28 protein-coding genes are annotated in these 26,820 nt (G+C 70.4%); 20 read left to right on the forward strand and 8 right to left on the reverse strand.

The window, feature by feature from the left end:
- Nucleotides 1-118: 118 nt before the first annotated feature.
- Both AB0A63_RS30885 and AB0A63_RS30890 read left to right on the forward strand, forming a co-directional pair.
- Nucleotides 119-1,354 (forward strand): cytochrome P450, encoded by a 1,236-nt coding sequence (locus tag AB0A63_RS30885; RefSeq protein ID WP_360397329.1) that lies wholly within the window; start codon nucleotides 119-121, stop codon nucleotides 1,352-1,354.
- Nucleotides 1,351-2,361 (forward strand): NADP-dependent oxidoreductase, encoded by a 1,011-nt coding sequence (locus AB0A63_RS30890; protein ID WP_360397331.1) that lies wholly within the window; start codon nucleotides 1,351-1,353, stop codon nucleotides 2,359-2,361. Before AB0A63_RS30885 ends, AB0A63_RS30890 begins: the two co-directional genes overlap by 4 nt.
- On the opposite strand, the gene AB0A63_RS30895 is transcribed toward AB0A63_RS30890, so the two are convergent.
- Nucleotides 2,348-2,692, reverse strand: coding sequence for a hypothetical protein (locus AB0A63_RS30895; RefSeq protein ID WP_360397333.1), 345 nt, complete (start codon nucleotides 2,690-2,692; stop codon nucleotides 2,348-2,350). The genes AB0A63_RS30890 and AB0A63_RS30895 overlap by 14 nt on opposite strands.
- A 79-nt stretch (nucleotides 2,693-2,771) precedes the next feature.
- Between AB0A63_RS30895 and AB0A63_RS30900 the strand changes: the two genes are divergently transcribed.
- Nucleotides 2,772-3,530 (forward strand): SDR family oxidoreductase, encoded by a 759-nt coding sequence (locus tag AB0A63_RS30900; RefSeq protein ID WP_360397335.1) that lies wholly within the window; start codon nucleotides 2,772-2,774, stop codon nucleotides 3,528-3,530.
- Nucleotides 3,531-3,558: 28 nt separating this feature from the next.
- Entirely contained in the window at nucleotides 3,559-4,791 is a 1,233-nt protein-coding gene (locus AB0A63_RS30905; RefSeq protein WP_360397337.1) for a cytochrome P450, read from the forward strand.
- Between the two features lie 53 nt (nucleotides 4,792-4,844).
- Here the strand turns inward: AB0A63_RS30905 and AB0A63_RS30910 are convergent, their stop codons facing one another.
- Entirely contained in the window at nucleotides 4,845-6,263 is a 1,419-nt protein-coding gene (locus tag AB0A63_RS30910; protein ID WP_360397339.1) for an alpha/beta fold hydrolase, read from the reverse strand.
- A 163-nt stretch (nucleotides 6,264-6,426) separates the two neighbouring features.
- Between AB0A63_RS30910 and AB0A63_RS30915 the strand changes: the two genes are divergently transcribed.
- From AB0A63_RS30915 to AB0A63_RS30925, 3 genes are read left to right on the forward strand one after another with little or no spacing between them, the layout of a single operon-like run.
- Nucleotides 6,427-6,750, forward strand: a complete 324-nt coding sequence (locus AB0A63_RS30915; RefSeq protein ID WP_360397341.1) for a 2Fe-2S iron-sulfur cluster-binding protein — start codon at nucleotides 6,427-6,429, stop codon at nucleotides 6,748-6,750.
- Nucleotides 6,751-6,782: 32 nt separating this feature from the next.
- Nucleotides 6,783-7,562, forward strand: coding sequence for an SDR family NAD(P)-dependent oxidoreductase (locus AB0A63_RS30920; RefSeq protein ID WP_360397343.1), 780 nt, complete (start codon nucleotides 6,783-6,785; stop codon nucleotides 7,560-7,562).
- A gap of 1 nt (nucleotide 7,563) precedes the next feature.
- The gene (locus AB0A63_RS30925) at nucleotides 7,564-8,781 is read left to right on the forward strand and encodes an FAD-dependent oxidoreductase (protein ID WP_360397345.1); all 1,218 of its coding nucleotides are present in this window, start codon (nucleotides 7,564-7,566) and stop codon (nucleotides 8,779-8,781) included.
- A 21-nt stretch (nucleotides 8,782-8,802) separates the two neighbouring features.
- On the opposite strand, the gene AB0A63_RS30930 is transcribed toward AB0A63_RS30925, so the two are convergent.
- On the reverse strand, nucleotides 8,803-9,408 hold the full coding sequence (locus AB0A63_RS30930; RefSeq protein WP_360397347.1) for a response regulator transcription factor: 606 nt from the start codon (nucleotides 9,406-9,408) through the stop codon (nucleotides 8,803-8,805).
- 108 nt (nucleotides 9,409-9,516) lie between these two features.
- Between AB0A63_RS30930 and AB0A63_RS30935 the strand changes: the two genes are divergently transcribed.
- Together AB0A63_RS30935 and AB0A63_RS30940 are read left to right on the forward strand one after the other, a co-directional pair.
- The gene (locus AB0A63_RS30935) at nucleotides 9,517-10,104 is read left to right on the forward strand and encodes an NAD(P)H-dependent oxidoreductase (RefSeq protein WP_360397349.1); all 588 of its coding nucleotides are present in this window, start codon (nucleotides 9,517-9,519) and stop codon (nucleotides 10,102-10,104) included.
- 5 nt (nucleotides 10,105-10,109) lie between these two features.
- A complete protein-coding gene (locus AB0A63_RS30940) occupies nucleotides 10,110-11,117 on the forward strand; it encodes a ketoacyl-ACP synthase III family protein (RefSeq protein WP_360397351.1) in 1,008 nt (335 codons plus the stop codon).
- 160 nt (nucleotides 11,118-11,277) lie between these two features.
- On the opposite strand, the gene AB0A63_RS30945 is transcribed toward AB0A63_RS30940, so the two are convergent.
- The 4 genes from AB0A63_RS30945 to AB0A63_RS30960 all read right to left on the reverse strand — a co-directional run bounded on the left by AB0A63_RS30945 (nucleotide 11,278) and on the right by AB0A63_RS30960 (nucleotide 16,748).
- Nucleotides 11,278-13,536, reverse strand: coding sequence for a histidine kinase (locus AB0A63_RS30945; RefSeq protein WP_360397353.1), 2,259 nt, complete (start codon nucleotides 13,534-13,536; stop codon nucleotides 11,278-11,280).
- Nucleotides 13,537-13,633: 97 nt separating this feature from the next.
- The gene (locus AB0A63_RS30950; protein ID WP_360397355.1) at nucleotides 13,634-14,305 is read right to left on the reverse strand and encodes a hypothetical protein; all 672 of its coding nucleotides are present in this window, start codon (nucleotides 14,303-14,305) and stop codon (nucleotides 13,634-13,636) included.
- Entirely contained in the window at nucleotides 14,302-16,563 is a 2,262-nt protein-coding gene (locus AB0A63_RS30955; RefSeq protein ID WP_360397357.1) for a TOMM precursor leader peptide-binding protein, read from the reverse strand. Before AB0A63_RS30955 ends, AB0A63_RS30950 begins: the two co-directional genes overlap by 4 nt.
- Nucleotides 16,560-16,748 (reverse strand): hypothetical protein, encoded by a 189-nt coding sequence (locus AB0A63_RS30960; protein WP_360397359.1) that lies wholly within the window; start codon nucleotides 16,746-16,748, stop codon nucleotides 16,560-16,562. The genes AB0A63_RS30955 and AB0A63_RS30960 overlap by 4 nt, the downstream gene beginning before the upstream one ends.
- Before the next feature lie 210 nt (nucleotides 16,749-16,958).
- On the opposite strand from AB0A63_RS30960, the gene AB0A63_RS30965 reads away from it, so the two are divergent.
- From AB0A63_RS30965 to AB0A63_RS31000, 8 genes are all read left to right on the forward strand, one after another.
- On the forward strand, nucleotides 16,959-17,768 hold the full coding sequence (locus AB0A63_RS30965) for an AfsR/SARP family transcriptional regulator (RefSeq protein ID WP_360397361.1): 810 nt from the start codon (nucleotides 16,959-16,961) through the stop codon (nucleotides 17,766-17,768).
- Nucleotides 17,769-17,926: 158 nt separating this feature from the next.
- Nucleotides 17,927-18,178, forward strand: coding sequence for an acyl carrier protein (locus tag AB0A63_RS30970; RefSeq protein ID WP_360397363.1), 252 nt, complete (start codon nucleotides 17,927-17,929; stop codon nucleotides 18,176-18,178).
- Between the two features lie 28 nt (nucleotides 18,179-18,206).
- Entirely contained in the window at nucleotides 18,207-19,142 is a 936-nt protein-coding gene (locus tag AB0A63_RS30975) for an aromatase/cyclase (RefSeq protein WP_360397365.1), read from the forward strand.
- A gap of 13 nt (nucleotides 19,143-19,155) precedes the next feature.
- The gene (locus tag AB0A63_RS30980) at nucleotides 19,156-19,341 is read left to right on the forward strand and encodes a hypothetical protein (protein ID WP_360397367.1); all 186 of its coding nucleotides are present in this window, start codon (nucleotides 19,156-19,158) and stop codon (nucleotides 19,339-19,341) included.
- The gene (locus tag AB0A63_RS30985) at nucleotides 19,342-20,055 is read left to right on the forward strand and encodes a hypothetical protein (RefSeq protein WP_360397369.1); all 714 of its coding nucleotides are present in this window, start codon (nucleotides 19,342-19,344) and stop codon (nucleotides 20,053-20,055) included.
- Nucleotides 20,052-21,320 carry a beta-ketoacyl-[acyl-carrier-protein] synthase family protein gene (locus AB0A63_RS30990; RefSeq protein WP_360397371.1) on the forward strand — a complete coding sequence of 423 codons (1,269 nt, stop codon included), beginning with the start codon at nucleotides 20,052-20,054 and terminating at the stop codon, nucleotides 21,318-21,320. Before AB0A63_RS30985 ends, AB0A63_RS30990 begins: the two co-directional genes overlap by 4 nt.
- Nucleotides 21,317-22,531 carry a ketosynthase chain-length factor gene (locus tag AB0A63_RS30995; protein ID WP_360397373.1) on the forward strand — a complete coding sequence of 405 codons (1,215 nt, stop codon included), beginning with the start codon at nucleotides 21,317-21,319 and terminating at the stop codon, nucleotides 22,529-22,531. Before AB0A63_RS30990 ends, AB0A63_RS30995 begins: the two co-directional genes overlap by 4 nt.
- Nucleotides 22,532-22,595: 64 nt before the next feature.
- Entirely contained in the window at nucleotides 22,596-23,513 is a 918-nt protein-coding gene (locus AB0A63_RS31000) for an acyltransferase domain-containing protein (RefSeq protein ID WP_360397375.1), read from the forward strand.
- 181 nt (nucleotides 23,514-23,694) lie between these two features.
- Here the strand turns inward: AB0A63_RS31000 and AB0A63_RS31005 are convergent, their stop codons facing one another.
- On the reverse strand, nucleotides 23,695-24,471 hold the full coding sequence (locus tag AB0A63_RS31005; RefSeq protein ID WP_360397377.1) for a cyclase family protein: 777 nt from the start codon (nucleotides 24,469-24,471) through the stop codon (nucleotides 23,695-23,697).
- Nucleotides 24,472-24,565: 94 nt separating this feature from the next.
- Here AB0A63_RS31005 and AB0A63_RS31010 point away from each other — a divergent pair, with 94 nt between their 5' ends.
- The 3 genes from AB0A63_RS31010 to AB0A63_RS31020 are packed head-to-tail and all read left to right on the forward strand — an operon-like array spanning nucleotide 24,566 to nucleotide 26,811.
- On the forward strand, nucleotides 24,566-24,874 hold the full coding sequence (locus AB0A63_RS31010) for an antibiotic biosynthesis monooxygenase family protein (RefSeq protein ID WP_360397456.1): 309 nt from the start codon (nucleotides 24,566-24,568) through the stop codon (nucleotides 24,872-24,874).
- Nucleotides 24,871-25,869, forward strand: a complete 999-nt coding sequence (locus AB0A63_RS31015; RefSeq protein WP_360397458.1) for a CaiB/BaiF CoA-transferase family protein — start codon at nucleotides 24,871-24,873, stop codon at nucleotides 25,867-25,869. The genes AB0A63_RS31010 and AB0A63_RS31015 overlap by 4 nt, the downstream gene beginning before the upstream one ends.
- A 9-nt stretch (nucleotides 25,870-25,878) precedes the next feature.
- Nucleotides 25,879-26,811, forward strand: a complete 933-nt coding sequence (locus AB0A63_RS31020) for an LLM class F420-dependent oxidoreductase (protein ID WP_360397379.1) — start codon at nucleotides 25,879-25,881, stop codon at nucleotides 26,809-26,811.
- The last annotated feature ends 9 nt before the right edge of the window (nucleotides 26,812-26,820 follow it).

Consider the following 26,820-nt stretch of genomic DNA (forward strand, 5'->3'; position numbering starts at 1 on the left):
GCGCGAAGGTAGGGACGAAACCTCGAACCCCGGTCGACATCCGGGTTTCGAGCCGCCTTCGAGGTGCGCGGAGCAGGGTTCGGCGCGAGGCCAGGCCGAAATTTCCCGGAGGTGTCCCGTGCTGCCCCTTGAACTGGACGAGGAGTTCCCGTTCAGCGGTTCCTCCTACCGCGGCCCGGACCCGAAGTACGACGAGCTGCGCGCCACGTGCCCCGTTGCCAAGGTGCGCACCAACACCGGCACGCCGACCTGGGTGGTCACCGGCTACTCCGACGTCCGCGCCGGGCTCGCCGACCCCAGGCTGAGCCGCGCGTTGACGTGCGCCGAGGGTGCTCCCCAGGTCGGCGGCGCCATGACCACCACCCCCGAGATGATCATCTCGCTGGACGGGTCCGAGCACTCCCGGCTGCGCAAGCTCGTGATGGGCGCGTTCACCGTCCGCAAGGTCGAGGCGATGCGCGCGGGCGTGCAGAAGGTGTGCGACGAGCTGCTGGACGCCGTCGAGCTCGACGGCGGGCCGGTCGACCTCGTGGAGAAGCTCTGCGTCCCGTTGCCGCTCACCGTCATCGGTGACCTGCTCGGCGTGCCCACCGAGGACCTGAAGATCTTCGAGACCGACGCGCGGGCGTTCGCGACGTTCGACGAGAACGACCCGGAGGCGCCGATGCGGGCGTTCGGGCGGCTCGCCGGGTACGTCATGGGCCTCATCGCGCAGAAGCGCGAGAAGCCCGGCCAGGACATGCTGTCCGACCTGATCTCCGCGCGGGACGACGACGACAAGCTCAGCGAGCAGGAGCTGGTGACGTTCGCGTTCACGCTGATCGGCGCCGGCTTCGACACGGCAGCCAACCAGATCTCCAACTCGGTGCTGGCGCTGCTGCACGACCACCCGGACACCTGGCGGCGCCTGGTCGCCGACCCGTCGCTGATCCCGGCGGCCGTCGAGGAGCTGCTGCGGCACGTCAACCTCTTCGCCACCGACACCACCGGGTTCCACCGCATCGCGGCGGAGGACCTGGAGCTCGGCGGGCAGAGGATCGCGAAGGGCGACGCGGTGTTCTTCGTGCTGTCGTCGGCGAACCGGGACGCCGCGGTCTTCGAGAACCCCGACGTGCTCGACATCGACCGCGCCACCAACCCGCACATCGCGTTCGGGCACGGCGTGCACTACTGCCTCGGCAAGCAGCTGGGGCGCATGGAGATGGCGATCGCCATCGAGGGCCTGACCCGCCGCTTCCCCGACCTGCGGCTCGCCGTGCCGTACGAGGACCTGAAGTGGCACCAGGGCGAGATCAACCACTCACTCGTCACCTTCCCCGTCACGTGGGGGCTGGAGAACCAAGGAGAGTCATGAGCATCCCCGAGAAGCAGTGGGAGGTCAGGCTCGCCAAGCACGTCGAGGACGACCTGACCCCCGAGCACTTCGACCTCGTCGAGGTGGCCGTCCCCGAGATCGGCGACGGTGAGGTGCTGGTGCGCGTCGGCTACGTGTCGGTGGCGGCCGCCTTCAAGGAGTTCATGCGGGCCGACTGCCAGATCCCCGGCGTGCCGCCGTGGAAGGTCGGCGAGCCCGCCGGCGCCGGTGGCGTGGGCACCGTGGTGAAGTCGAACAGCCCCGACCTCGCGGTCGGCGACCTGGTGCAGTCGTTCGGGCCGTGGCAGGAGTACTGGTCCGGGCCCGCGCAGCAGTTCATCAAGCAGAACCCGCACCACGTGCCGTCACCGGTGTACTTCCTGTCGCAGGGCCCCACCGCCTACTACGGCATGGCGACCATCGCGCAGGCCGGTGAGGGCGACGTCGTGTTCGTCACCGGCGCCGCCGGCGGTGTCGGGTCGCTCGCCGGGCAGATCGCGAAGGCCCGCGGTGCCAGGGTGATCGGCTCGGCCGGCTCGCAGGCCAAGGTCGACTGGCTGGTGAACGAGCTGGGCTTCGACGCCGCGTTCAACTACAAGGACGGCCCGGTGGCCGACCGGCTGCGCGAGCTGGCACCGGACGGCATCAGCGTGTTCTTCGACAACGTCGGCGGCGAGCAGTTCGAGGCGGCGGTCCAGGCCGCCCGCCCGCACGCCCGGTTCGCGCTGTGCGGTGCGCTGGCCAACCAGGCCGGTGGCTCGGCCGAGCACCCGCGGCTCGACCTGATGACGGCCATCACGAAGCACCTGGAGATCCGCCCGTTCGCCTGCTACCACCTGCCGGAGCAGATCCAGGACTGGGTGGTCCACTTCGGACAGTGGTTGCAGGAGGGGAAGTTCGTCTTCCCGCACACGATCGTCGAGGGCGGGGTCAAGGCGGCGCCGCAGGCGTTGCTGTCGCTGCTCTCCGGCGCCTACACCGGGAACGTGACGGTCAGGTTCTCCTGATCGCGGTGATCCTGACGTGCGCCGTGCGGATGGTGCTGCCATCCGCACGGCGCACTGTCGTGATCCCGGTGCTGACGAACGCGTCACCGCTCAGCACGGCGTCCTGGGCGATCTCGACGGTGCCGGGCGGTTCGGCCATCTCCTCGGTGATCCGGTAGGAGAACGTGCCGGGCCCGGTCGCCGTCCAGGTGCCGGACCCCGTGCCACCGCCCAGGAGCGTGGCCGTGCCGTCGTCCGCGAAATCGAGCTCGCTGACCGCATCGCCACCCGGCCGGCCGACCCGTGCGCGCCATCGTCCCGTGATGTCCATGCCCCACAGGGTTTCCGTCACTGCTGGACCTGGACTCAAGGAACACCGAGCAGGGTTGGCGGCGACTGCTCTTACAGGAGAGAAAGAAGCTGGAGGCGTCATGTCGGACGCACCATTTGCCGGACAGCAGGTCGTCGTGACGGGTGGGGGAACCGGCATCGGCCGCGCGGCGGCGCTGGCGTTCGCCGACCTCGGCGCCGCGAACGTGATCATCACCGGCCGCCGCGAGAACCGGCTCACCGAGGTCGTCGCGCTGCACCCGGCCATCACCGCCGTGGTCGCCGACGTGACCACCGAGGAGGGCGCGCAGAAGGTCGTCGACGCCGTGAAGCTCGGTGGCGGCAAGGTCGACGTGCTCGTGCACAACGCCGGGATCTTCCGGTTCACCCCGGTCGCCGGTTTCGACCTCGGCACAGCCCGCGACGTGCTGGAGACCAACCTGGTCGGCCCGCTGGTGCTGACCGCCAAGCTGCTGCCGCAGCTGACCTCGCCCGGCGGCAGCATCGTGTTCGTCTCGAGCAACGCGGGCCACATCGCCGTGCCCGGCGGCGGCGTGTACGGCGCCAGCAAGGCCGCCGTGGACAGCCTGGTGCGCAGCTGGGCGCTCGAGCTCGCCCCGCAGGGCATCCGCGTCAACGCGGTCGCGCCCGCCGCCGTGCGCACCGAGGTCTACGCGGCCAACGGCCTGAGCCCCGAGGAGGTCGAGGGCTACTTCGGCTTCCAGGCCTCGCAGACCCCGCTGGGGCGCACCGGTGAGGTCGACGACGTCGTCCCGTGGATCACCCGCTTCGCCGAGCCGGCGAGCTCGTGGGTGACCGGTCAGATCATCACGCTCGATGGCGGCGCTGACCTGGCGTGAGCCAACCCGAACCAGGAGGAACCGAAAGATGACCAGCAGCGCCACCGAGCCCGGTGTGGACACGTTCCCGTACAAGCGCCAGTGCCCGTTCACCCCGCCCGCGCAGTACGCGCAGATGGCGGAGGAGGACGTCGTCGAGGTCACGCTGACCGGGTCCGGCCTGCGGATCTGGACGATCAGCGGCTACCACACGATCAAGCAGCTCCTGACCGACCCGCGGATCAGCGCCTCCCGCAAGCACGACAACTTCCCGTTCTACTTCATCGCGCCGCCGGAGTTCCGCACCGAGACGTCGTTCATCGGCTACGACAACCCCGAGCACACCAAGACCCGGCGCAAGGCGGCGGTGACGTTCACCAACCGCCAGGTGAAGCGGCTGCGCGGGCGCATCCAGGAGATCGTCGACGAGTACATCGACAAGATCCTCACGATGACGCCGCCCATCGACTTCCACCGCGAGTTCTCGCTCGCCGTGCCGATGACGGTCATCTGCGAGCTGCTCGGCATCCCGCAGGACGAGCACGACTTCTTCATCGAGCACGGCACCTGCCTGCTGGGCGGGCACTCGACACCCGAGCAGCGCCAGGCGGCGATCGTCGAGGTGAACGCCTACGTCGACAAGCTGATCACGTTGAAGGAGCAGGAGCCCGGCGAGGACCTGCTGTCCAGGGCGATGGCCGAGTACGCGGCCTCCGGCGAGGAGTACACGCGCCGCGACCTGTTCAACATGATCCGCCTGCTGATGAACGGCGGCCACGAGACCACGGCCTCGATGCTGTCGCTGGGCACCGCGGCGCTGCTGGAGCACCCGGAGGAGCTGCAGAAGCTGCTCGACGACCCCGAGGGCATGATCGAGCCGGCCGTCGAGGAGCTGGTGCGCATCGCGACCATCGGTGACACCGCCATCCCGCGCGTCGCGCTGGAGGACATCGAGATCGCCGGCAAGACCATCAAGGCCGGCGACGGCATCCTGTGCCTGGGCCTCAACGGCAACCGCGACCCGGAGGTCTTCCCGGAGCCGGAGAAGCTGATCCTGGAGCGCGGCACCCGCAAGCACCTCGGGTTCGGCCACGGCCTGCACCACTGCATCGGCGCCGACCTCGCGCGGCTGGAGATGCAGCTGGTGTGGACGACGCTGTTCCAGCGCATCCCGTCGCTGCGCCTGGCGAAGCCGTTCCTGGAGATCCCCCGCAAGGAGGGCGCCGTGATCTACGGCCTCTGGGAGCTGCCGGTCACGTGGGACCTGCCCGCGGAGGACTGACCGCACGCGCAAAGGGGCCCCGCTCACGAAGAGCGGGGCCCCTTTCGCGTTGCTCAGTCCTTCGGGATGTCCGGGCGCCGCACGTGTCCCGGGATCCGGGTGTGCTTGCTCCGCGGGAGCACGCCGTCGACGAGGTAGTCGTCGACCAGGGCGTCGAGGACCTCGTTGCCCGCCAGCGCGTACACCTCGTGGTCACCGGAGTCCTCGATGACGACCAGCGGGTGGTCCAGCAGCGCGGCGAGCTCGACGCCGCCCTCCACGCGGTCCATCGGGTCGCCGTCGGCCTGCACCACCAGGCCCTTGGGGTAACCGGGCTGCGCGAGCTCCGTCGGCGGTTCGAGACTCTCGAACGTCCGGAACGCACCGACCCACGGCTGCGCCCGCAGGACCCCGTAGCCGTACGGGTGCGTGGCCCGGTGCTTGCGGACGTCGGCGTAGTAGACCTCCAGGTCCTGCGGCCAGTACGTCTCCAGCGTGATGGCCTCCAGCACCCCGACCCGCAGGTCGCCCTCGGAGTCCTGCGGCCGCCACGTGCCCTGCCCGACGATCAGCGTCTTCGCCTTGTCGAGGTTGCCGTCGCCGAGCGCGGTGTTCAGGTCGCCGATGAGGTAGCCCAGCGAGTCCCACTGCGCCCGGTCCGTGGCCCTGGTGCCGACCGCGCCGTCGAGCAGCGTCCTGAGGTGCACCTGGCCCTGCTCGTCGAGCGCCGCCACGACCTTCTCGACCTCGGCGATGACGTCCGCGGCGTTCGTGCCGAGGTGGAAGTGCCCGTCGCGCTCCGCTGTCCACTCCGCCCACAGCTCGACGTTGCGGTAGACCGCCTCCGCCTGCGTGACGAACTGCTGGCGCCAGGTCCACTGCGGGTTGATGCACGAGTCGAGCACCGTGCGGTCGAGGTGCTCGGGGAACATCGTCCCGTACACCGCACCGACGTACGTGCCGTACGCGTAGCCGACGAACGAGATCTTCTCCTCGCCCAGCACGACCCGGACCAGGTCCATGTCGCGGGCGGTGTTGCGGGTCGTGATGTGCGGCCGCAGCTCCCCGCCCGCCTTCTGGCAGCCGAGCTCGCGCAGCCGCATGTCCTCGGCCAGCTGCTCGAACAGCGAGTCCGGCGGCCGGCTGTCGAACGGCGCCTTGGGGATCGTGACCTCGCTGTAGAGCTTGGTCGACTCGCCGTACCCGCGCGGGTCGAACCCGATGAGGTCGTAGGCGGACCTGAGGCGCGCCCCGAAGTGCTTGATCAGCCCCAGCCCGTCACCACCGTCGCCGCCGGGACCACCGTTGACCGCGAGCAGCACGCCACGCCGCCGCGCCGGGTCGGTGGCCTTCAGCCGGGCGAGCGCGATGGTCAGCCTGGGGCCGTCGGGGTCGGAGTAGTCGCGTGGCACGACGACCGTCGCGCGTTCAAGGCCGTCCTCGAACGGCGGTGACCAGTTCACCTGCTGGTCGTAGAACTCCCTGAGGGGCACGGTGGAACCTCCGCGTGTGGGTGTGCGCCGACACCCCAGCGTCGCAACAGGTCCTTGAACGCCAGCGGAGCAGGAGCGTTCAAGGTGACCTCCACCGGGCGCACAGCGCGACCGCCCAAGGTGGAGCACGTCCGGCGAGCCGCAGATCCGTGGGAGAACTGCCATGCCAAAGATCACTTACGTAGCGCACGACGGCGTCGAGACCGTCGTCGACGTTGCCCAGGAAGACACCGTGATGCGCGGCGCGGTTCTCAACGGTGTCAAGGGGATCGTCGCCCAGTGCGGCGGCGGCGCCTCCTGCGGCACGTGCCACGTGTACGTCGACCCGGAGAACACCAAGCCGTTGGCGCCGATGCACCAGGTCGAGGACGAGCTCCTCTACTTCACGGCCTGCGAGCGCAGGGAGAACAGCCGGTTGAGCTGCCAGCTCCCGGTGACCGAGGAGCAGGACGGGCTCGTCGTGCACATGCCCGAGAAACAACTCTGAGGCCGAGCAGCAACCCCGAGGGAGAGAAGAGCATGAGCAAGCGACGGGTCGCCCTGGTCACGGGCGCCACCAGTGGGATCGGCCTCGAGGTCGCGCGCAGCCTCGGTCAGCAGGGGCACGCGGTGTTCGTCGTGGCCCGCACCGCCGAGAACGTCACCACCACGGTGAAGCAGCTCAGGGAAGAGGGCTGCGAGGCCGACGGCGCCGCCGCCGACGTGACGTCCACAGAGGACATCCGCAGCGCGGTGCGGAAGGCCGTCGACACGTTCGGCCCGGTCGAGATCCTCGTCAACAACGCGGGCCGCGGCGGCGGTGGCATCACCGCCGAGCTCGACGAGGACCTGTGGCTGGACGTCATCGACACCAACCTCAACGGCGTCTTCCGCTTCACCAAGGAGGTGCTCAGCACCGGCAAGATGGTGGAGCAGAGCTGGGGCCGGATCATCAACATCGCCTCCACCGGCGGCAAGCAGGGCGTCGTGTTCGCCGCGCCCTACTCGGCCTCCAAGCACGGCGTCGTCGGCTTCACCAAGGCCGTCGGCATCGAGCTCGCCAAGTCCGGCATCACCGTCAACGCGGTGTGCCCCGGCTACGTCGAGACGCCGATGGCCGGCCGGGTCCGCCAGGGCTACGCCAACCACTGGGGTGTCAGCGAGGACGAGGTCCTCGAGAAGTTCAACGCCAAGATCCCGCTGGGTCGGTACAGCACGCCGGAAGAGGTCGCCGGTCTCGTGACGTACCTGACGACGGACACCGCGTCCTCGATCACCGCGCAGGCGCTCAACGTCTGCGGCGGGCTGGGCAACTACTGACATGCGCGGCGAGTCGGTAGTCGTCGTCGGGGCCGGGCAGGCGGGCTGCCAGGTCGCGGTGTCCCTGCGCGAGCAGGGGCACCGCGGCCCCATCACCCTCATCGGTGACGAAGCCCAGAAGCCCTACCAGCGGCCCCCTCTCACGAAGGCCTACCTGGCGGGGGAGACCGACCTCGCCGGGCTGGTGCTGCGGCAGGACTCCTACTACGAGGACCACGGCATCAAGCTCGTCACCGGCGAGCGGGTGCTGGGCGTCGACCGGTCCGCACGGGTCGCGGTGCTGGGCTGTGCGCGCACCATCGGCTACGACCACCTGGTGTTCGCCACGGGGGCGCGACCGCGGCCGTTGCCGATCCCCGGCGCCGAGCACGTGCTGAACCTGCGCTCGGTCGCCGACGCGGACGTGCTCCGGCAGCGGCTCGACGGGCAGGTCGGGCTCGACGTCGTCGTCATCGGCGGCGGGTTCATCGGCCTCGAGCTCGCCGCCGTGGTGCGCAAGCTGCGCCACGAGGTGACCGTCGTCGAGACCCAGCCGCAGGTGATGCAGCGCGCCGTCACACCGGAGACCGCGCGGCAGCTCGTCAACCGGCACCGGTCGGAGGGCGTGCAGGTCCTGACCGGCCGGGGCGTCGCCGCCGTCCGGGAGGGCCTCGTCGAGCTGACCGACGGCACGGTGCTGGTGGCCGACCTGGTCGTCGCCGGCATCGGCGTCCTGCCCAACACCGAGGTCGCGCAGCGCTCCGGGCTCGCCACCGACAACGGCATCGTGGTCGACGCGCACCTGCGCACCGTCGACCAGCGCGTGCACGCCGTCGGTGACTGCGCCCGGTTCGCCAGCACGCTCACCGGCGGGCTCACCCGCCTGGAGTCCGTGCAGAACGCCACCGACCAGGCCACCTGCGTGGCCGGGGCGATCCTGGGCAGCGCCGAGCCCTACACCGCGCTGCCGTGGTTCTGGAGCGACCAGTACGACGTGAAGCTGCAGATCGCGGGCCTCACCGAGGGCCACGACCGCGCGGTCACCGTCGGCGACCCCGCGGAGGGCCGGTTCTCGGTGTTCTGCTTCCGCGGCGACAAGCTGGTCGGTGTCGAGGCCTACAACAAGCCGATCGACTTCATCATGGCCCGCAGGGTCCTCGAGGGCGGCAACACCCTCACCCCCGAGATCGTCGCGCGGCCCGGGTTCGACCTGCGCGGCAGCCTGCAGCGGGCGGCGTGAGCCGTGCCGTCCGCGGACCCGTCACAGCCAGCCGGCGTCGTCGGCGATGCGGATGGCGTCCACCCGGTTGCGGGCGTTGAGCTTGGTCATGGTCGTCGTCAGGTAGTTGCGCACCGTGCCGACCGACAACGACAGCGCGGTCGCGATGTCCGGCGCGTCGGCACCGTTGGCCGCGAGCCGCAGCACCTCCAGCTCGCGGTCGGTGAGCGGGCACTCGCCGCGGTCCCACGCGGCCAGTGCCAGCTGGCTGTCCACGACCCGTTCCCCCGCGGCGACGCGGCGGATCGCGTCGGCGAGCTCACCGGGCGGCGCGTCCTTCAGCAGGAAACCGTCCACCCTGGCCGCCAACGCCCGCCGCAACGTCCCCGGCCGGCCGAGCGAGGTCAGCATCAACGTCCTGACCTGTGGCATCGACTCGCGGATCGTCGCCGCGGCACTCAGCCCGTCGAGGATCGGCAGGTCGATGTCGATCACGCAGACGTCCGGGCCGTGCTGCCGCACCGCCGGCACGATCTTGTCGCCGGAGCTCACCTCGGCCACGACCTCGATGTCCGGTTCGAGGTTGAGCAGCGCGATGAGAGCACCGCGCACCATGTGCATGTCCTCCGCGAGCAGAACCCTGATCATCGCGCCCCTCCGCGCGACACCATATCCCCCGGCGTTCATGTCGCGCTCCACGCCACATCAAGGCCACCCGGCAAGGGTGAGGACAGCTGCCTTGCGAAGGGATGCGCCATGGAACGCAGCGTCAACGTGACAGTCGTGTACTACTCCTCGACGGGAACGATCCACCGGCTGGCCACGGAGATGGTCGAGACGGCGGAGAAGCACGGCGCTGAGGTGCGGCTGGTGCGCGCGGCGGAGCTGGCGCCCGCCACGGTCGTCGAGTCGAGGCCCGCCTGGAAGGCGCACCTGCTCGACACCGCCGACGTGCCGATCGCGGCCGTCGACGACGTGCTGTGGGCCGACGCCGTCATCCTCGGCACGCCCACCCGCTTCGGCAACGTCTCGGCGCAGCTCAAGCAGTTCATCGACACCCTCGGGCCCGCGTGGTTCAGCGGCCTGCTCGCGAACAAGGTCTACAGCGCGTTCACCTCGGGCGGCAGCACCCACGGCGGCATGGAGACCACGCTGGTGTCGATCTACAACATGGTCTGCCACTTCGGCGGGATCATCGTGCCGCCCGGTGGCGACTTCAACCCCTACGGCACGTCCCACGTGCTGGGTGCGGACAACCGGCCGGTCTGCGACGTGACGTTGCGGGCGGCCGGGGTGCAGGCAGAACGCGTCGTGCGGGTCGCCCGCGCGCTGAAGGAGGTCTGACCGCGGTGCGAGTGAAGGACATCTTCGTCAGTGGCAGCGGGGTGCGCCTGCCCGCGACGCTGTCGGTCGCGGACGCGATCGCGTCGGGGGAGTGCGAGCCGAAGCTCGTCGCGCGCACGGACGTCGAGTCGGTGGCCGTGTCCCCGACCGAGTCGGCGGCCGAGATGGCGGTCGCCGCCGCCCAGGTCGCGCTGGAACGGGGCCGGTCGGGACCGGCCGACATCGACCTCATCCTGCACGCCACCACCTACCACCAGGGCCAGGACCTGTGGCCCGTCGGCTCCTACATCCAGCGCGAGACGGTCAGGAACTCCTGCCTGGCGCTGGAGATCCGGCAGATGTCCAACGGCGGCATGGCCGCGCTGGACCTCGCGGTGTCCTACCTGGCGGCACGACCGGGCCGCGACGCCCTGCTGACCACGTCGGACCGCTTCTGCCTGCCCGGCATCGACCGGTGGCGCACCGACCCGGGCACCCCGTACGGCGACGGCGCTTCCGCGATCGTGCTGACCAGCAGGGGCGGGTTCGCGCAGGTGCTCTCGCTGGCCATCAACGCCGACTCCGACCTCGAACCGCTGCACCGCGGCGACGTGCCGTTCGGGCTGGCGCCGTTCTCGCACCGCATCCCGGTGGACTTCGAGGAGGCCAAGCACACGTTCAGCCGCGAGTTCGGCCTGTCCTACGGCATCAACAAGGCCAACGCCGGTCAGGCCAGGGTCGTGGAGGAGGCGCTCGCCGACGCCGACATGAAGCTCGGCGACGCCGACTGGGTGATCCTGCCGCACTTCGGCCGCCGCCGGCTCGACGTGAACTACCTGCGCCCCTACGACCTCGAACCGGAGCGCACCACGTGGGAGTGGAGCCGCACGGTCGGGCACCTCGGCGCCGGTGATCAGTTCGCGAGCCTCGACCACCTGGTGCGGAGCGGCAAGGCGACGTCCGGTCAGCGGATCGTCATGTTCGGCGTGGGCGCCGGCTACAGCTGGGGCTGCGCGGTCCTGGAGATGCTGTGACCGGCAGCCGGACCCCGGTGAGCTCCCGGTAGACGCGCTGTCCTCGGCGGGTGACCTGCACGCAGGTCACCCGCCGATCGCATGTCCACTTGTTCCGGTGCGGCCGCGGTGGCCGAGGTGATCAGGTGCCGAACGACGGGAGACCGAGCGGCGGGCCGCCTCAGCTGACCGGCAGCGGGATCTCCGCGCGCAACCGGAACTTCTGGTCGGGCAGCAGGCCCGCGTGCAGGTCACCGCCGAGCGCGCGGACGCGGGTGGTGAGGTTGCCGATGCCGCTGCCGTCCCGCGACCTGCACGCCGTCTCCGGGATGCCGTCGTTGACGATGTCCATCCGCACCAGCTCCGGCGAGCTCGACAGCACGATCTCGCAGTGCTCGGCCTTGCTGTGCCGCAGCAGGTTCGTCACGCCCTCGCGCAGCACGGTCGCGAGCGTCACCTTCACGTCCTTGGGCAGCTTGTCGCACGCGTCGATCCGCACGGTGACCGCGATGTCGGCCGCGGTCAGCAGCGCCTGCGCCGACTGGGTCTCCTCGTCGAACGACAGCTCGCGGTAGCTCAGCGCCACCGACCGCACGTCCGCGAGCGCCTGCCGGGAGATCTCCAGCACCTCGGAGAGCTCCTGCCGGGCCCGGCCGGGGTCGAGGGTGACCAGCCGGTGCGTGAGCTCGCTCTTCAGCGTGATCGCGGAGAGGCTGTAGCCGAGCAGGTCGTGCAGGTCGCGTGCGAACCGCAGCCGTTCCTGGGCGACCGCCGCCGTGGCCAGCTCCTCGCGCGCCTCGTGCAGCTCGGTCACCATCGACCGCAGCCGGGTCAACGCGTAGAGCACCAGCCCGTGGTTCGTCGCGGCGATGATGCCGTACGCCACCCAGGCACCGGTGAACCCGGTCGCGGTGTAGACGAAGTACTGGCCGCCGACGACCGCGAGGAACGCCGCCCAGCCGTACGGGCGGGGGAGCAGCAGCGCGGCCGACCCCGCGAGGAAGCCCGGCACGCTCATCAGCGCGTTCCCGTACAGCAGCACCGGCACGTACACGCAGACGGCCAGGCCGGCGAGCACGGCGACGGTGCTCACGAGGTTCAGCCGCTTGTGCGGACGGCCCACGACCGCCACGACCAGCCCGACCACGCCCGCGGTGCCGAGCACCTCGGCCGCCATGCCCGGCAGCCCGATGCGCGGCAGGTCGAACGCCACCTGCGCGAGCGACATCAGGCCGTAGCCGACCACCACCGCCGTGAACAGCACCTGCGCGAACCGGGTCGCCATCGGCGTTCCGGCGAACCTGCGGGTCCGCGACGGTTCCTCCGGCCGCGGCTCGGCCGGCACCTCGGCGTGCAACCGGTGGGTGCCGGCGTCCACCTCGGCGCGCAGCGACCCGCCGATCGCCGTGGCGCGGGTGGCGAGGTTCGCCAGGCCGCTGCCGCGGTCGGTGCCCACCTCGGCGGGGGCGCCGTCGTTGACGATGTCGATCGACACCACCGGCCCCGTCCCGGAGACGGTGATGGTGCAGCGGGTGGCCTCGCTGTGCCGCAGCAGGTTCGTCACGCCCTCGCGCAGCACCGTGGCGAGCACGGTCCGGGAGCGCGGGGACAGCTCGGCGAGGTCGGTCTCGATGGTCGTCGCGACGCCCGCCGCGGTGAGCACGGACCGCGCCGACTCGATCTCGTCGGCCAGCGACAGCTCGCGGTAGCTCGACGCCACCGCACGAACGTCCGTCAACGCCTCGCGGGCGATGCCCAGCACCTCGGCCAGCTCGCGCAACGCCCGTTCGGTCTGCTCACCGATCAGCCTGCGCGCCAGCTCCACCTTCAGCGTGATCGCCGACAGGCTGAACCCGAGCAGGTCGTGCAGGTCGCGAGCGAACCGCAGCCGCTCCTGCGACACGGCGAGTTCCGCGAGCTCGGACCGGACCGTCTCCAGCTGCTTGACCAGCGACGGGAGCCGTGACAGGCCGTACACGACGAGGCCCGCGACCAGCGGTGACAGCACGTAGTAGGCCAGCGAGGACGGGCTGTCGACGTAGGCGGCCTGGATCGCGCCGTTGCTGAGCGCGACCACGCCGAAGACGACCCAGCGCACCCGGCCGGGCAGCACCAGCAGCGCACTGCCCGCGAAGAACCCCGGCATGCCGGCCCAGGCGGAGTGCAGCAACGGCATCGGCGCGTACACCAGCGCCGCCATCGCCCCGAGCGCCAGGTAGGCCTTGCCGGAACGCAGGTTCGCGCTCGGCCGGGAGAACACCCGCAGCTGCAGGAACCCGATGGCGAGCAGGCAGGCGAGCGCACCCGCGGTCCACGCCGGCTCCACACCGGTCTGCAGGACGGAGATGAACGCGTTGCCCAGGTAGTTGGCGAAGACCACGCTGATGACGACGTACGCCAGACGACGGGACACCGATGAGCGTTCCAGTCGTTGCGTCACAGCGGCTCCCACACGAGGTTCGGGACGCGGCCATGATACGGGCGAGACCTGTGCGGGTCCCGGGTTCCGGCTCGCCGATCGGAGCAACATGACCCGTTCAGCCCTCTGTCGCGACCACGAGCCCCGCACCGGCCAGGTAGGCGACGACGTCGGCGACCAGCTCCGCGTCGACCTGCAGCGCCTCCGCGACCTCCACGACGGTGCTGTCGGCGGCGAGCAGGGCCTTCGTGATCTCGGTGGCCGGCGCGCTGTGCAGGATCACCTGGTAGGGCTGACCGGGGCACGCCAGGGCCTGGTCGCCGTTCAGCCGTTCGATCTCGGTGCCCGGCCGCACGCCCACGACCGCGCGCTCACCGAGGTGCGGGAGCGTGAACACCGCGTCACCGGTCACCGCCACGACGGACAGGATCGGGCCGGCACCGTCGTTCAGCCCGAGCGACGGCACGACGCAGCCGCCCAGCTGGTCCAGCGTGCTCTTGAGCTTGCGCCAGATCAGGCACGGCCCCGAACCGGTCTTCCAGCGCACGAAGTTGTCGTGCAGCGCCGAGATGTTCTCCAGCGCGACCGGTCCGAGGCTCATCCGGTGCAGCGCCTCGCGCACCAGCGGACTGGTGTCCGCGAGCTCGATGGCGCCCCACCGGCCGTGCACGGTCAGCGTCTCGCTCCCCTCGTCCACGAAGGCGTCCTCCAGCAGCGACCACAGCGGGCGCCCGGACGGGACGTGCGACTGCGTGGTCACCACGGCGCCTCCGCTCTGCAAGGTGCTCACATGAACAAGGGAATCGGGTTGAGCTCGTCGTAACTCCTGGGCCGGGCCAGTCGTCCCAGTTGTACAGGTACGTCGTAGAGCCGCCCTTGAGCGAACCTCGACCAGAAGTGCCGCAGTCCCGGCACGACCACCCGCACCACCGGGAGTCCCACGTCGGGACGGGTCTGGTCGAGCACGAGCAGCTCCATGCCCTTCGCCTCCAGCACGTCCTGGATCGCCCGGATGTCGTCGAGCAGGTCCGGCCGGTGGACGTAGGTGTGGAACCGCGGTGCGCGGGCCGGTACGTCCGGGTCCGGTGCCAGGTAGGGCTGCTCGGCCAGGCGCGCGGTCTCGAACCAGCGCCGCATGTCGACGTCGAACCGGCACATGTCGACCGGGTCGCACACCATCGGCATGCACTGGTTGAGCTCGGTGAGCGCCCGGCGCGCGGCCAGCCGCGGGTCCAGGTGCGCGCCGCAGCCGAACATGATGTCCTCGCGCGGCCCGCTCGTGCGGCGGGACACCGCGACCATGGTGGGCACGCCGAGGTCGGAGGTGACGTCGAGCAGCCACACCTCACGGCCCAGGCCCGCGTGCACCGCGCGCAGCTCGTCGATCCACGGGTCGCCGAACGCGTCCAGGTCCATGCCCGGCACCGGCGTGCGGTTGTACCACCAGATCGACACGGCGTCGCGTTCCACGAGTTCCAGCAGGCCTTGCAGCACCGCGTCCTCCACGCTGCTGCCCGCGGCGCAGCCGTTGGAGTTGGACGTGACACTCGGCGGACAGGGGGCGCCGAAGTAGAGCAGGCCGGTGGGCAGGAACCTGTGGCGCTGACCGGTGAGCGACCACAGCGGCGTCCAGTCCATCACCTCGTCCTCGTCGAACGGGGTGGTGACGTGCTGGAACGACGAGTGGTCCGCGTTCCACTCCTGCCGGGTCGCGTACTGGCGGGGGTGGTAGAGCTGCACCGCGTCGGGGTGCAGCGCGGCGGTGCCGAGCGAGCGGTAGCTGCCGCGGACCGCGGCCTCCTCGCCGAAGTACGCGCCGCTGCGGCGTTCCACTGCCTCGCACAGCGCGCCGACCTCGGCGTCGAGCGGCGTCACGCCCTTGCCGCCGCTGTCCGCGCGCAACGCCGACCGCAGGCCCTCAAGGCCCTCGCCGGCCGCGGCGATGTTCGTGCCGGACTGGTAGGAGTTGAAGAACGCGGGCCCCGTCTCGTTGCGCCGGATCTCCTTGATGATCCCGGTGACCGGGCCGACCAGGTGCCGGTAGGTGTCGAGCACCTCCTGCGGCGACGACGACCGGTGGCCGCCACCGTCGCAGGAGCGCTTCACGCGGCTGAACAGCTCGACCGGCTCGAACGTCCTGCGGGCGACGATCCCGGGGTCACCGCAGCCCTGGCACTGCGGGCGGGCCCGCACCTCGTGCTGGGTGACCTTCATGGTCAGGCTGTCGTAGCTCCAGATGGACCGCTGCTCGGGTGGCCGCAGGCCGGCGAGCCACTTGGTGGCCTCGACCGCGGCGGTCTCCAGCGCCATGTGCACGAGCGACGGCAGCCCGATGGCCGGGCGCGGCGCGGGACCGGTCTGCCCGCAGCGGGCCCGGATGTGGGCCTCCGCCTTGCGGTTGGCCGACAGCCGCACGGCCAGGCAGCGCCAGCACGGCCCGTCGCCGGGGGTGAAGAACGGGCCCACGCACACCTGCGCGCCGACCGGTTTGACCAGCAGCCACGGGATGCCCGCGGCGCGGTGGGCCGCGTCGATCTCGCGCAGCTCCGGTGCCAGGTAGTCCGCGCAGACGACGACGGTCAGGTCACCACCGCCCGGGGTGATCGCGAGTCCGTTGCGCTGCAACGCCCGTTCGAGCGGCTCGTGGTCGATGTCGCCGACCGCGACCACGGAGACGAGCGACGTCGTCGTCGCCGCCACCGCGTCACACGGGTCGAGGCCCGCCGCGTCCCAGTAGGCGAGCGCGGCCTCGGTGCCGGCCGAACCGTCCTGGCCGCCCCGCCTGCTGATCAGGCCGGCGGCGGTGAGGCGCTCGAGCATGCGCGCCACCTTGTCGGCGGTCAGTTCGGCGGGGACGTCGCGCAACAGGCCCGCGAGGTCGCGGGTGCCGTCGAGGAGGTGGGCGAGCGTTTCGACGTGGGTCCCCGCAACAGCGGTCACCCCTGACTCGCCGATCAGGTACACCGCCTCACCGCGCACGATCTGCGGCTGGAGGTGTCGTTTGAAACCGATCTTCTCGTCGCCCGGTTCGGCCAGCTCGTGTCTCATGCCGCGAGGACCTCGTCGTAGGCCGTGTACTGGCTGCCGACGACGCAGGTGCCGCTGCTGCAGCAGCTCCAGATGATGATGTCCATCGAGGCCTCACGGTCGAACTGGTAGATCTTCATGTCGTCGGAGTCGTCGGTGGCGGGACTGACGGAAGCCAGGTGCTCCACGGTGGCGGTGGCGGACATCTGCATCTCCGATGTTTGCGAGTCGGCTGATGTGGGTAATCATGCGGACCTGCGGTAATGGGTCGGTAGTTACCGGCTAATGCGCAGCGGTATGAAGTTTTCATACCCGTCACGGGTCGAACTCATCTGAGATCGGGGACCTCCGCACTAACGCCCGCGCGTTGGGCCGAGCAGACTAACGGTGTGCTCGGAACCGAAGGAGGGGTCGCGATGCAGATCAAGGTCCTGGGGCCCGTCGAGGCCAAGGTGAACGGTCGCTCGGTGACGCCCACCGCGGCCAAGCCGCGGCAGGTCCTGGCGCTGCTCGCGCTGCACTCCGGGCAGGTCGTGTCCGTCCCGACCCTCATCGAGGAGCTCTGGGGCGACCGGCCGCCGCGCAGTGCGCGCACCACCCTGCAGACCTACGTCCTGCAGCTGCGCAAGCTCATCGGCGACGCACTCTCCGCCGACGGTGCGAACGCCGCGAAGGAGGTGCTGGTCACCCGGTACGGCGGCTACCTGCTCGACGTGCCGGAGGAGGCCGTCGACGTGCACGAGTTCGAACGCCTGGCCCGCGCCGGCCAGCAGGCGAGCGAGGTCGAGGACTTCGCCTCCGCGTCCCGGCTGCTGCGCCAGGCGCTGGAGATGTGGCGCGGCCCGGCCGTCGTCGACGTGCGCCCCGGCATGCCGCTGAGCATCGAGGTCGTGCGGCTGGAGGAGGCCCGCCTGGGCGTGCTCGAGGCGCGCATCGACGCCGAGCTGCGGCTGGGCAGGCACAAGTCGCTGCTGAGCGAGCTGTCCGTGCTGACCGTGCAGAACCCGATGAACGAGAACCTGTGCGCGCAGTACATGATCTCGCTGTTCCGGGCCGGCCGGCAGTGGCAGGCGCTGGACGCGTTCAAGGCGCTGCGCAACACCCTGATCGAGGAGCTCGGCGTCGAGCCCTCGTCCCGGCTGCAGGGGCTGCAGCACGCCATCCTCACGTCCGACCCGCGGTTGGACAGCGCGGAAACCCGTCAGTTGCAACGACTTCTGGCCTGAGTGTCGTTCCAGCGGCCCCCGTCACCCTGTGACGGGGGCCGTTTTTCGTTGTGCGGCAACAACTTCTTCGAGGGCATCTCCAGCGGTGCACAGCCGCGCGCTGGCAACCTCACTGGTGGGCGCGCGGAAACCGCCCGCTGGAGGAAAGGAAGCTAGCCGTGAGCGCACTGAGCATCGAGGGCCTCAAGGAGATCCTCAACGAGGCCGCGGGCGACGACGACTCGTTCAAGCAGGGCCAGGACATTCTCGACATCCCGTTCCTCGAGCTGGGCTTCGACTCGCTCGCCCTGCTGGAGACGGTCGCGCTGATCAAGCGCAAGCACGGGGTCGCCATCGCCGACGACGAGATGGCGTACCTGGAGACACCGCGTCAGCTGCTGGACAAGGTCAACGGGCAGATCGCGGCCTGACGCCGGCGACTCGGATACGGAGACGGACATGACGCACACCACCACGCACACGGTCATGATCGGGGCTCCCGCCAAGGTGGTGTACGACCTGGTCGCGGACGTGACGACCTGGCCGTACATCTTCGGACCCACGGTGCACGCCGAGGTGTTCGAACGGGACGGCTCGACCGAGCGGTTGCGGTTGCACGCTTTCGCCAACGGTGACGTGCGCACGTGGACGTCCCGCCGTGAGCTGGACCCGGCGAACCTGCGCATCGAGTTCCAGCAGGAGCGCTCTGCCGCACCGGTGAAGACGATGGGTGGGGAGTGGCGGATCGTCCCGATCGCCGACTCGGCGACCCGGGTCGATCTGCTCCACCACTTCACCGCGGCGCAGCCCGAGGCGGTCGACGTCATCCTGACCGCCGTCAACAACAACAGCGACGCCGAGCTCGCCGCCCTCAAGCGGGCGGCCGAGTACGGCGACGACTACGACAAGCTGGTGCTGTCGTTCTCCGACAGCATCACGATCCACGCGAGCCGCAAGGACGTCTACGAGTTCCTGTACCGGTCGGACCTGTGGCCGCAGCGCCTGCCGCACGTCGCCCGGCTGGACCTCACGGAGGCCGTCACCGGTGTGCAGTCCATGGAGATGGACACGCGCAGCCCGGACGGGTCGATCCACACCACGCACTCGGTGCGGGTCTGCACCCCGTACGACGGCATCGTCTACAAGCAGACGCACACGCCGCCGATCATGGCGGCGCACGTCGGCCGGTGGACGTTCCGCGACATCGGCGACGGTGTCGAGGCCGGGATCGAGGCGACCTCGCACCACACGGTCGTCATCCGGCCCGAGGTGGTTCCCGAGGTGCTGGGAGCGGACGGGACGATCGAGCGCGCCCGCGAGCTGATCCGCCACGCGCTGGGCACCAACAGCCTCACGACCCTCCGGCACGCGAAGGAATTCGCCGAGAACGGATGACAGGGGTGACGTGATGAGGTTGGCTGGCGCGGACTTGCTCACCGCCGCTGCACGCGCTGCGAGCCGCAACGGGCTCTACGTGGTCTCCACGTACCTGGAGAAGGCCGCGGTCGAGCACCAGCGCAGGGGTTGCCCTTCCGACGTGGGGCACTGCGCGTACGAGATCGAGGCCTCCCGAGTGCTGTTGTCGGGGTTCTAGATGGAGCTCTACGACATCTCGCTGCGCCGCGCCGGCCGGTCCACCTCGGACGGGCTGGTCGCGGTGCGGCGCCTCGACGCGCTCGGCGTCGCGTTCGTCGACGGAGGAAGACCCACCCGGTCGTTCTACCGCCGGGCGGCCGTCGAGCTCCGGTTGCGGATCGCCACCCTCATCGCGTCGGGCGGTGCGGAGGACCTCGACGCACTGCTGGCCGCGGAAACACCCGCGGTGGCGGTGGTTGTCCAAGGGCACGGCATTTCGGTGGTCCGAGACGCCGTGCGTCAGCTCGTGCGCGCCGAACGACGAGTGGTCGTGGAGGCGCGGGACTTCTTCGACGGCTGGCTGACCGACCCCGAACACGCGTTGGAGGTCGTGCTGTCGGCCGCGGAGGCTGGGGCGGAAACCGTGTTGCTGCACGACACAGCGGGCAAGCTGTGGCCGGACCAGATCGGCGAGATCATCTCCTCGGTCGCGGAAACCGGTGTGCCCCTTGGATTTGGTTGTCACGACGACGGCGCGGCGGCCGCGAAGCAGCTGTTCGCGGCCGATGCGGGGGCCGGCCTCGTACAGGGGTCCTACGCCGTCGTTCGAGGTGGCCTCGATCGGGCCGTTTCACCATCGGTTCATTCGGCAGAAACAGGTGTCGCTCCCGTGCCCTGTCCGAGATTGGAGCAGACCGTGTCCGCACAGAAGGCGATTGGAGGTGTCCGATGAGTCGTCGCGCCGTCATCACCGGGGTGGGCGTGGTCGCACCTGGTGGCATCGGAACGAAGGCGTATTGGAAACTGCTGTCCGAAGGGCGTACGGCGACTCGCAACATCACGCACTTCGACGCGTCTCCGTACCGCTCCCGCATGGCGGGGGAAGCAGATTTCGACCCAGTGCGCGAAGGCTTGACGCCGCAGGAGATCCGCCGGCTCGACCGGGCCGCGCAGTTCGCGGTCGTCGCGGGTCGTGAGGCGATGTCCGACTCCGGCATCGAGTTCGACCAGCTCGACCCCGGCCGCATCGGTGTCTCGCTCGGTACCGCAGTCGGCTGCACGACCTCGCTGGAGCGCGAGTTCATCGTCGGCTCCGACCGGGGCAAGTACTGGGAGGTCGACCAGTCCTACGCGGTCCCGCACCTCTACGACTACTTCACGCCGTCCTCGATGGCGACGGAGCTGGCGTGGACGGTCGGTGCCGAGGGGCCGGTGTCCGTGGTCTCCACGGGCTGCACCTCCGGTCTCGACTCGGTGGGCTACGCGGCCGAGCTGATCATGGAGGGCTCCGCGGACGTCGTCGTCACCGGCGGCACCGAGGCCCCGCTCTCCCCGATCACCGTGGTGTGCTTCGACGTGATCCGCGCGTCCAGCACCCGCAACGACGACCCGACAACGGCGTGCCGGCCGTTCGACAAGACCCGCGACGGCCTGGTGCTGGGCGAGGGTTGCGCGATCATCGTGCTGGAGGAGCTGGAGCACGCCCGTGCCCGCGGCGCCCACATCTACGGTGAGGTCGCCGGCTTCGCCTCGCGGTGCAACGCCTACCACATGACGGGCCTGCACCCCGAGGGCATCGAGATGTCCGACGCCATCAACATCGCGCTGAAGCAGGCGCGGTCGGACGCCACGGACGTCGGCTACATCAACGCGCACGGGTCGGGCACCAAGCAGAACGACCTGCACGAGACAGCGGCGTTCAAGCGCTCTCTCGGTGCGCACGCCTACAAGACCCCGGTCTCCGGCTTCAAGTCGATGATCGGGCACTCGCTGGGTGCGATCGGGTCCCTGGAGATCGTCGGCTCGCTGCTGGCGTTCGAGCAGGACCTCATCCCGCCGACGGCGAACCTCCACGAGCAGGACCCGGAGTGCGACCTCGACTACACGCCACTGGTGGCGCGCGAGAAGAAGGTCGACACGCTCCTGACCGTGGGCAGTGGTTTCGGTGGGTTCCAGAGCGCCATGGTGCTCAAGAAGGTGGAAGGGGCAGGCCGGTGACTCGGGCGGTGGTGACGGGAATCGGCATCGCGTCGCCGAACGGATTGGGGCCGACCGCGTACTGGCGGGCGACCCTGCACGGTGAGGCGGCGATCAAGCCGATCACCCGGTTCGACAGCGCGAACTACTGGGCGAAGATCGCCGGCGAGGTGCCAGGCTTCGAGGCAGGGCGGCACCTGCAGGGTCGCCTGCTGCCGCAGACGGACCACATGACGCGGCTGACACTGGTCGGCACGGACTGGGCGTTGCGTGGTGCGGGTGTGCAGCCGAACGACATCCCCGACACCGACATCGCGGTGATCACCGCGGCGACGGCGGGCGGGTACGAGTTCGGGCAGCGCGAACTGCAGAAGCTGTGGCACCAGGGCCCGGAGTACGTCTCGGCGTACCAGTCGTTCGCGTGGTTCTACGCGGTCAACACGGGGCAGATCTCCATCCGGCACGGCACGCGCGGTCCCGGCGCGGTCGTGGTGTCCGAGCAGGCCGGTGGCATCGACTCCATCGGTCACGCCCGCCGGCAGCTGCGCAAGGGCGTGCAGCTCGCGCTGACCGGCGGCATGGACTCCTCGCTGTGCCCGTGGGCGTGGGTCGCCCACCAGGCGTCGGGTTGCCTGTCGCGCAACAACAACCCGAAGCGCGCCTACCTGCCGTTCGACCGCGACGCCTCCGGGTACGTCGCCGGTGAGGGCGGTGCGATCATGGTCGTCGAGACGCCGGAGTCGGCGGCGGGACGGCCGGGGACGCGCATCTACGGCGAGATCGTCGGGTACGCCTCGACGTTCGACTCGAAGATGCCGTCGCGGGAGCCGGGGCTGAAGCGCGCCGCCGAGCTGGCGCTGCGTGACGCCGGCATGGACGCCTCGGAGATCGACGTGGTGTTCGCCGACGCGGCGGGCATCCCGGAGCTCGACAAGGCGGAGGCCGACGCGATCAAGGCCATCTTCGGGCCGTACGGCGTGCCGGTGACGGCGCCGAAGACCATGACCGGCCGCCTCTTCGCCGGTGGCGGGTCCCTGGACGTGGCCTCGGCGATCCTCTCCATCTACTGGAGCGCGATCCCGCCGACCGTCAACGTCGAGAACCCGGTGCCGGAGTACGAGATCGACCTCGTGATGAACGAGGCGCGGCACGGCAAGGTGAAGGCCGCTCTGGTGCTCGGGCGCGGCAAGGGCGGCTTCAACTCCGCCATGGTGGTCCGCGAGTACAGGTGATGTCACCCGCACAGGGGTCGTGAGGTCTTCCTCGCGGCCCCTGTCGCTTTTCTGGAGGCTTTCTGTGGACGTAGCACTGATGTTTCCCGGGCAGGGGTCGCAGTACCCGCGGATGGCGGCGTCGCTGTACGGCACCGAACCGGTGTTCACCGCGGCCGTCGACGAGGTGGTCGAGCTGTTCGGCGAGGTCGGGTCGGTGGCCTGCGCGGACTGGCTCGCCGGCGACGACATCGACCACGTGTCCCGCGCGCAGCCGCTGCTGTACGCGGTCGACTACGCGCTGGGGCGCCTGGTCCTGTCGTGGGGCGTGCGGCCGGTCGCGCTGATCGGGCACTCCGCCGGCGAGGTCGTCGCGGCGACCCTGGCCGGGGTGTTCACGCTGCCCGAGGCCGTGTCGCTGGTGCGCGACCGGGTCGTGTCGGCGGTGTCGATCCCGTCCGGCGGGATGCTCGCCGTCGCCGCCTCCGAGGCCGACCTGCTGCCGTACCTGGAGGGCGACGTCGCCATCGCCGCGGTGAACTCGGCGCGGCAGACGATGCTGGCCGGGCCCGACGAACCGCTCGCGCGGGTGCGGGCGAGGCTGGAGGCCGATGAGTACGTCGTCGTCACCGTGCCGGCCACGACCCCGTTCCACAGCCCGGCGATGCAGCCCGCCGTCGACGAGGCGCTGGCCGCGTGGACCGTGTCCCCGCGCGCGCCGCGGCTGCCGCTCTACTCCGGGTACACGGGCAAGCTGATGACCGAGGCCGACGCGTCGTCCGCGCGGTTCTGGACGCGGCAGCTGACCGACGCCGTGTACTTCGGGCCGGCGCTGAACGAGCTCGTGGCGATGCACGACGTGCTGCTGGTGGAGGCCGGTCCCGGGCAGACGCTGACGTCGTTCGCGCGGCGCACGAAGGCCGTCCGGTCGGGCGCCTCGGCCGTGCTGCCGCTGCTGGACGCCGCGGACTCCGTCGAGACCGCCCGCGCCCGCCTCGCGTGACAACGGTTCCCAAGACGTAAAAGGGCCGCCCTCTCCCGGAGTGACTCCTGGGGGAAGGGCGGCCCTTTGGCGGCGTTCAGTCGATCCCGCGGACGATGTGGTCTTCGTTCTCCGGTGGCCATATTTCGTTGTTTTCCATACCTTTCACGGTAGGTATGGTGATTCAGCTCTCACTTGAGAGCTAGTCGTCGAGAAGGGCGACGGCCCTCGTCCAGCCCGCGCCGGCACCCTTGATCTTCACCGGGAACGCGACGACGGTGAAACCGAAGTCCGGCAACGCGTCCAGGTTCGCGAGGCGTTCGATCTGGCAGTACTCGCGGTCGCGGCCGGCGAAGTGCGCGGGCCACAGCACGCCCTCGTCCCCGGTCGCCAGGTAGCGCTTCACGATGTCGGGGAACGGCGCGTCGAGGCTGAACGCGTCGGTGGCGATCACCTTGACCCCGAGGTCCAGCAACAGGTTCGTGGCAGGGCCGTCGAGCCCGGTGTAGTCGGTGAAGTAGGTCTGGGTGCCCGCGTGCTCGGCAGCACCGGTGTCGAGGATGACGACGTCCATCGGCTTGGGCGTGTAGCCGATGCGGGCGAACTCCTTCTCCAGCACCTCGGGGCCGATGACGCCGGTGCCGTGGCCGCGCACGTCGAGCTTCACGCCGGGGTTGTGGAACCACTCCAGCGGCATCTCGTCGATGTGGCGCGGGACGCCGGTGCCGTAGGTGGTCTTCGAGCCGTAGTGGCTGGGAGCGTCGACGTGGGTGCCGGTGTGGGAGGTGAGGCTGATCCGGTCCAGCGTCAGGAACTCCGAGTCCCGCAGCACGGAGACGTCGAACTCGATGCCGAGCCGCGCCTTCAGCTGCTCGGCCATGTGTTCGGCACCCTGGGCGGCCGTGAGCACCTCGTGCGTCACCGGGTCCGCTTCGTACGCGGATGCGTCAATGGGGGAAGACAGATCGATGATGCGCATGCCGACGAGCCTGGCGGGCGTTCCTTGAGCACGTCTCAAGACGCGGTGTGCATGGTCTTCGCAGGTGTCCGGTCCGATTGGGGAGTGCCTCGCGATGATCACCTTCGTCAACCGCTTCAAGCTCACCGGCGAGCCCGAGGAGTTCGAGAAGGCCTTCGACTCCACGGCCGAGTTCCTGCGCGCCCAGCCCGGTCTGGTCAAGTACACGCTGTCGCGCCAGCTCGACGAGCCGACCTCCTACATCAACATCGCCCTCTGGGAGAGCGCGGACGCCCTGCGCGCGGCGCTCGCGCACCCGGACTTCGGCAACCACGCCAAGGCGATGCGCGGCCTGGCCGAGTCGCAGGGCGCCATCTTCGGCCCGCGGCTGTCCTTCGACGCGCCCGTCGCCGAAGCGGCCTGATGAACCCGTTGCAGGGCCTGCGGGTCGTCGAGTTCGGCGGCATCGGGCCCGGTCCGCACGGCGCGATGCTGCTCGCGGACCTCGGCGCGGAGGTCGTGCGCGTCGAGCGCCCGTCCGGCGGCCTGTCCGTGGTGCCGGACGCCTCCCGCGACTTCCTGTTGCGCGGCAGGCGTTCGGTGACCGCGGACCTGAAGTCGGCCTCGGGCAGGTCCGAGGTGCTGTCGCTGATCGCCTCGGCCGACGTGGTGGTCGAGGGCTTCCGGCCCGGTGTGCTGGAACGGCTCGGGCTCGGCCCGTCCGACTGCCTCGCGGTCAACCCCGGGCTGGTCTACGCGCGGATGACCGGCTGGGGCCAGGACGGCCCGCTGGCCCAGCGCGCAGGGCACGACATCAACTACCTGTCGGTGACCGGGGTGCTGCACGCCATCGGCAAACCACCGCTGAACCTCGTCGGTGACTTCGGCGGCGGCTCGCTGTACCTGGTGCTGGGCGTGCTGGCGGCGCTGTGGGAACGCCAGCGCACCGGCCGCGGCCAGGTCGTCGACGCGGCGATCGTCGACGGGGTGGCCTCGCTCGCGCAGATGATCTGGTCGATGAAGGCGCAGTCGGTGTGGACCGACGCCCCCGACGCGAACCTGCTGGACGGCGGCTGCCCGTTCTACTCGCTCTACGAGTGCGCGGACGGCGGTTCGGTGGCGGTGGGGTCGCTGGAGCCGCAGTTCTACGCGCTGCTGCTGGCCGGGCTCGGGCTGTCGGGCGAGGACCTGCCCGCGCAGCTCGACCGGGACGGGTGGCCGTTGCTGCGCAAGGCGTTCGCGGAGGTGTTCCTGAGCCGGACCCGCGACGAGTGGGCCGACGTGTTCGCCGGCACCGACGCCTGCGTGACACCGGTGCTGTCGCTGGAGGAGGCGGCGTCGCACCCGCACCTGGTGGCGCGCGGGGTGTTCACCCCGGACGGTGCCGCCGTTCCTGCGCCGCGCTTCTCCGCCGACTAGGTTCGGGATGTGGAACTTCGCATCTTCACCGAGCCCCAGCAGGGGGCGAGCTACGACGACCTGCTCCGGGTGGCGCGGACCGCGGAGGACGCCGGCTACGGCGCCTTCTTCCGCTCCGACCACTACCTGAAGATGGGCTCGGCCGATGGCCTGCCCGGCCCCACGGACCCGTGGATCACGTTCGCGGGCCTGGCCAGGGACACGTCGACGATCCGCCTGGGCACGCTGATGACCGCCGCGACGTTCCGCTACCCCGGCCCGCTCGCCATCAGCGTCGCCCAGGTCGACCAGATGTCCGGCGGCCGCGTGGAGTTCGGCATCGGCGCCGGCTGGTACGAGGCAGAGCACACCGCCTACGGCATCCCGTTCCCGGCGCTGGGGGAGCGCTTCGAGCGGTACGAGGAGCAGCTCGCCATCATCACCGGCCTCTGGGAGACACCGCTCGGCGGCACGTTCTCGTTCGAGGGCAGGCACTACTCGCTGACCGACTCGCCCGCGCTGCCCAAGCCCGCTCAGGAGCAGATCCCGGTGCTGGTCGGCGGCACGGGCGCCCGCCGCACCCCGGCGCTGGCCGCGTCGTACGCCACCGAGTTCAACCTGCCGTTCACCGGCATGGACAAGGCGGTCGAGCAGTTCGCCCGCGTCGACGCCGCCTGCGCCGAGATCGACCGCGACCCGGCGGAGATCATCCGTTCGGTCGCGCTCGTCGCGTGCGTCGGCCGCACCGACGCCGACGTCGCCCGCCGGGCCGCCGCCATCGACCGCGAGCTCGACGAGCTCAAGGCCGACGGCCTCGCCGGCAGCCCGGCGGAGGTCGTCGACCGCATCGGCCGCTGGCGCGAGCAGACCGGGATCCAGCGCGTCTACCTGCAGGTGCTGGACCTGGCCGACCTCGACCACATCACCGAGATCGCCGCCGACGTAGCTCCACAGCTCACCTGATATCCCATA

It is taken from the genome of Lentzea sp. NPDC042327, assembly GCF_040647275.1.
Lineage (GTDB): Bacteria > Actinomycetota > Actinomycetes > Mycobacteriales > Pseudonocardiaceae > Lentzea.

Coding starts and splice junctions, on each gene's coding strand:
- AB0A63_RS30905 (WP_360397337.1), top strand. CDS start 3,559: ATGACCAGCAGCGCCACCGAGCCCGGTGTGGACACGTTCCCGTACAAG.
- AB0A63_RS30960 (WP_360397359.1), bottom strand. CDS start 16,748: ATGTCCGCCACCGCCACCGTGGAGCACCTGGCTTCCGTCAGTCCCGCC.
- AB0A63_RS30925 (WP_360397345.1), top strand. CDS start 7,564: ATGCGCGGCGAGTCGGTAGTCGTCGTCGGGGCCGGGCAGGCGGGCTGC.
- AB0A63_RS30975 (WP_360397365.1), top strand. CDS start 18,207: ATGACGCACACCACCACGCACACGGTCATGATCGGGGCTCCCGCCAAG.
- AB0A63_RS31005 (WP_360397377.1), bottom strand. CDS start 24,471: ATGCGCATCATCGATCTGTCTTCCCCCATTGACGCATCCGCGTACGAA.
- AB0A63_RS30935 (WP_360397349.1), top strand. CDS start 9,517: ATGGAACGCAGCGTCAACGTGACAGTCGTGTACTACTCCTCGACGGGA.
- AB0A63_RS30915 (WP_360397341.1), top strand. CDS start 6,427: ATGCCAAAGATCACTTACGTAGCGCACGACGGCGTCGAGACCGTCGTC.
- AB0A63_RS30890 (WP_360397331.1), top strand. CDS start 1,351: ATGAGCATCCCCGAGAAGCAGTGGGAGGTCAGGCTCGCCAAGCACGTC.
- AB0A63_RS30900 (WP_360397335.1), top strand. CDS start 2,772: ATGTCGGACGCACCATTTGCCGGACAGCAGGTCGTCGTGACGGGTGGG.
- AB0A63_RS30955 (WP_360397357.1), bottom strand. CDS start 16,563: ATGAGACACGAGCTGGCCGAACCGGGCGACGAGAAGATCGGTTTCAAA.
- AB0A63_RS30985 (WP_360397369.1), top strand. CDS start 19,342: ATGGAGCTCTACGACATCTCGCTGCGCCGCGCCGGCCGGTCCACCTCG.
- AB0A63_RS30990 (WP_360397371.1), top strand. CDS start 20,052: ATGAGTCGTCGCGCCGTCATCACCGGGGTGGGCGTGGTCGCACCTGGT.
- AB0A63_RS30920 (WP_360397343.1), top strand. CDS start 6,783: ATGAGCAAGCGACGGGTCGCCCTGGTCACGGGCGCCACCAGTGGGATC.
- AB0A63_RS31010 (WP_360397456.1), top strand. CDS start 24,566: ATGATCACCTTCGTCAACCGCTTCAAGCTCACCGGCGAGCCCGAGGAG.
- AB0A63_RS30965 (WP_360397361.1), top strand. CDS start 16,959: ATGCAGATCAAGGTCCTGGGGCCCGTCGAGGCCAAGGTGAACGGTCGC.
- AB0A63_RS30980 (WP_360397367.1), top strand. CDS start 19,156: ATGAGGTTGGCTGGCGCGGACTTGCTCACCGCCGCTGCACGCGCTGCG.
- AB0A63_RS30930 (WP_360397347.1), bottom strand. CDS start 9,408: ATGATCAGGGTTCTGCTCGCGGAGGACATGCACATGGTGCGCGGTGCT.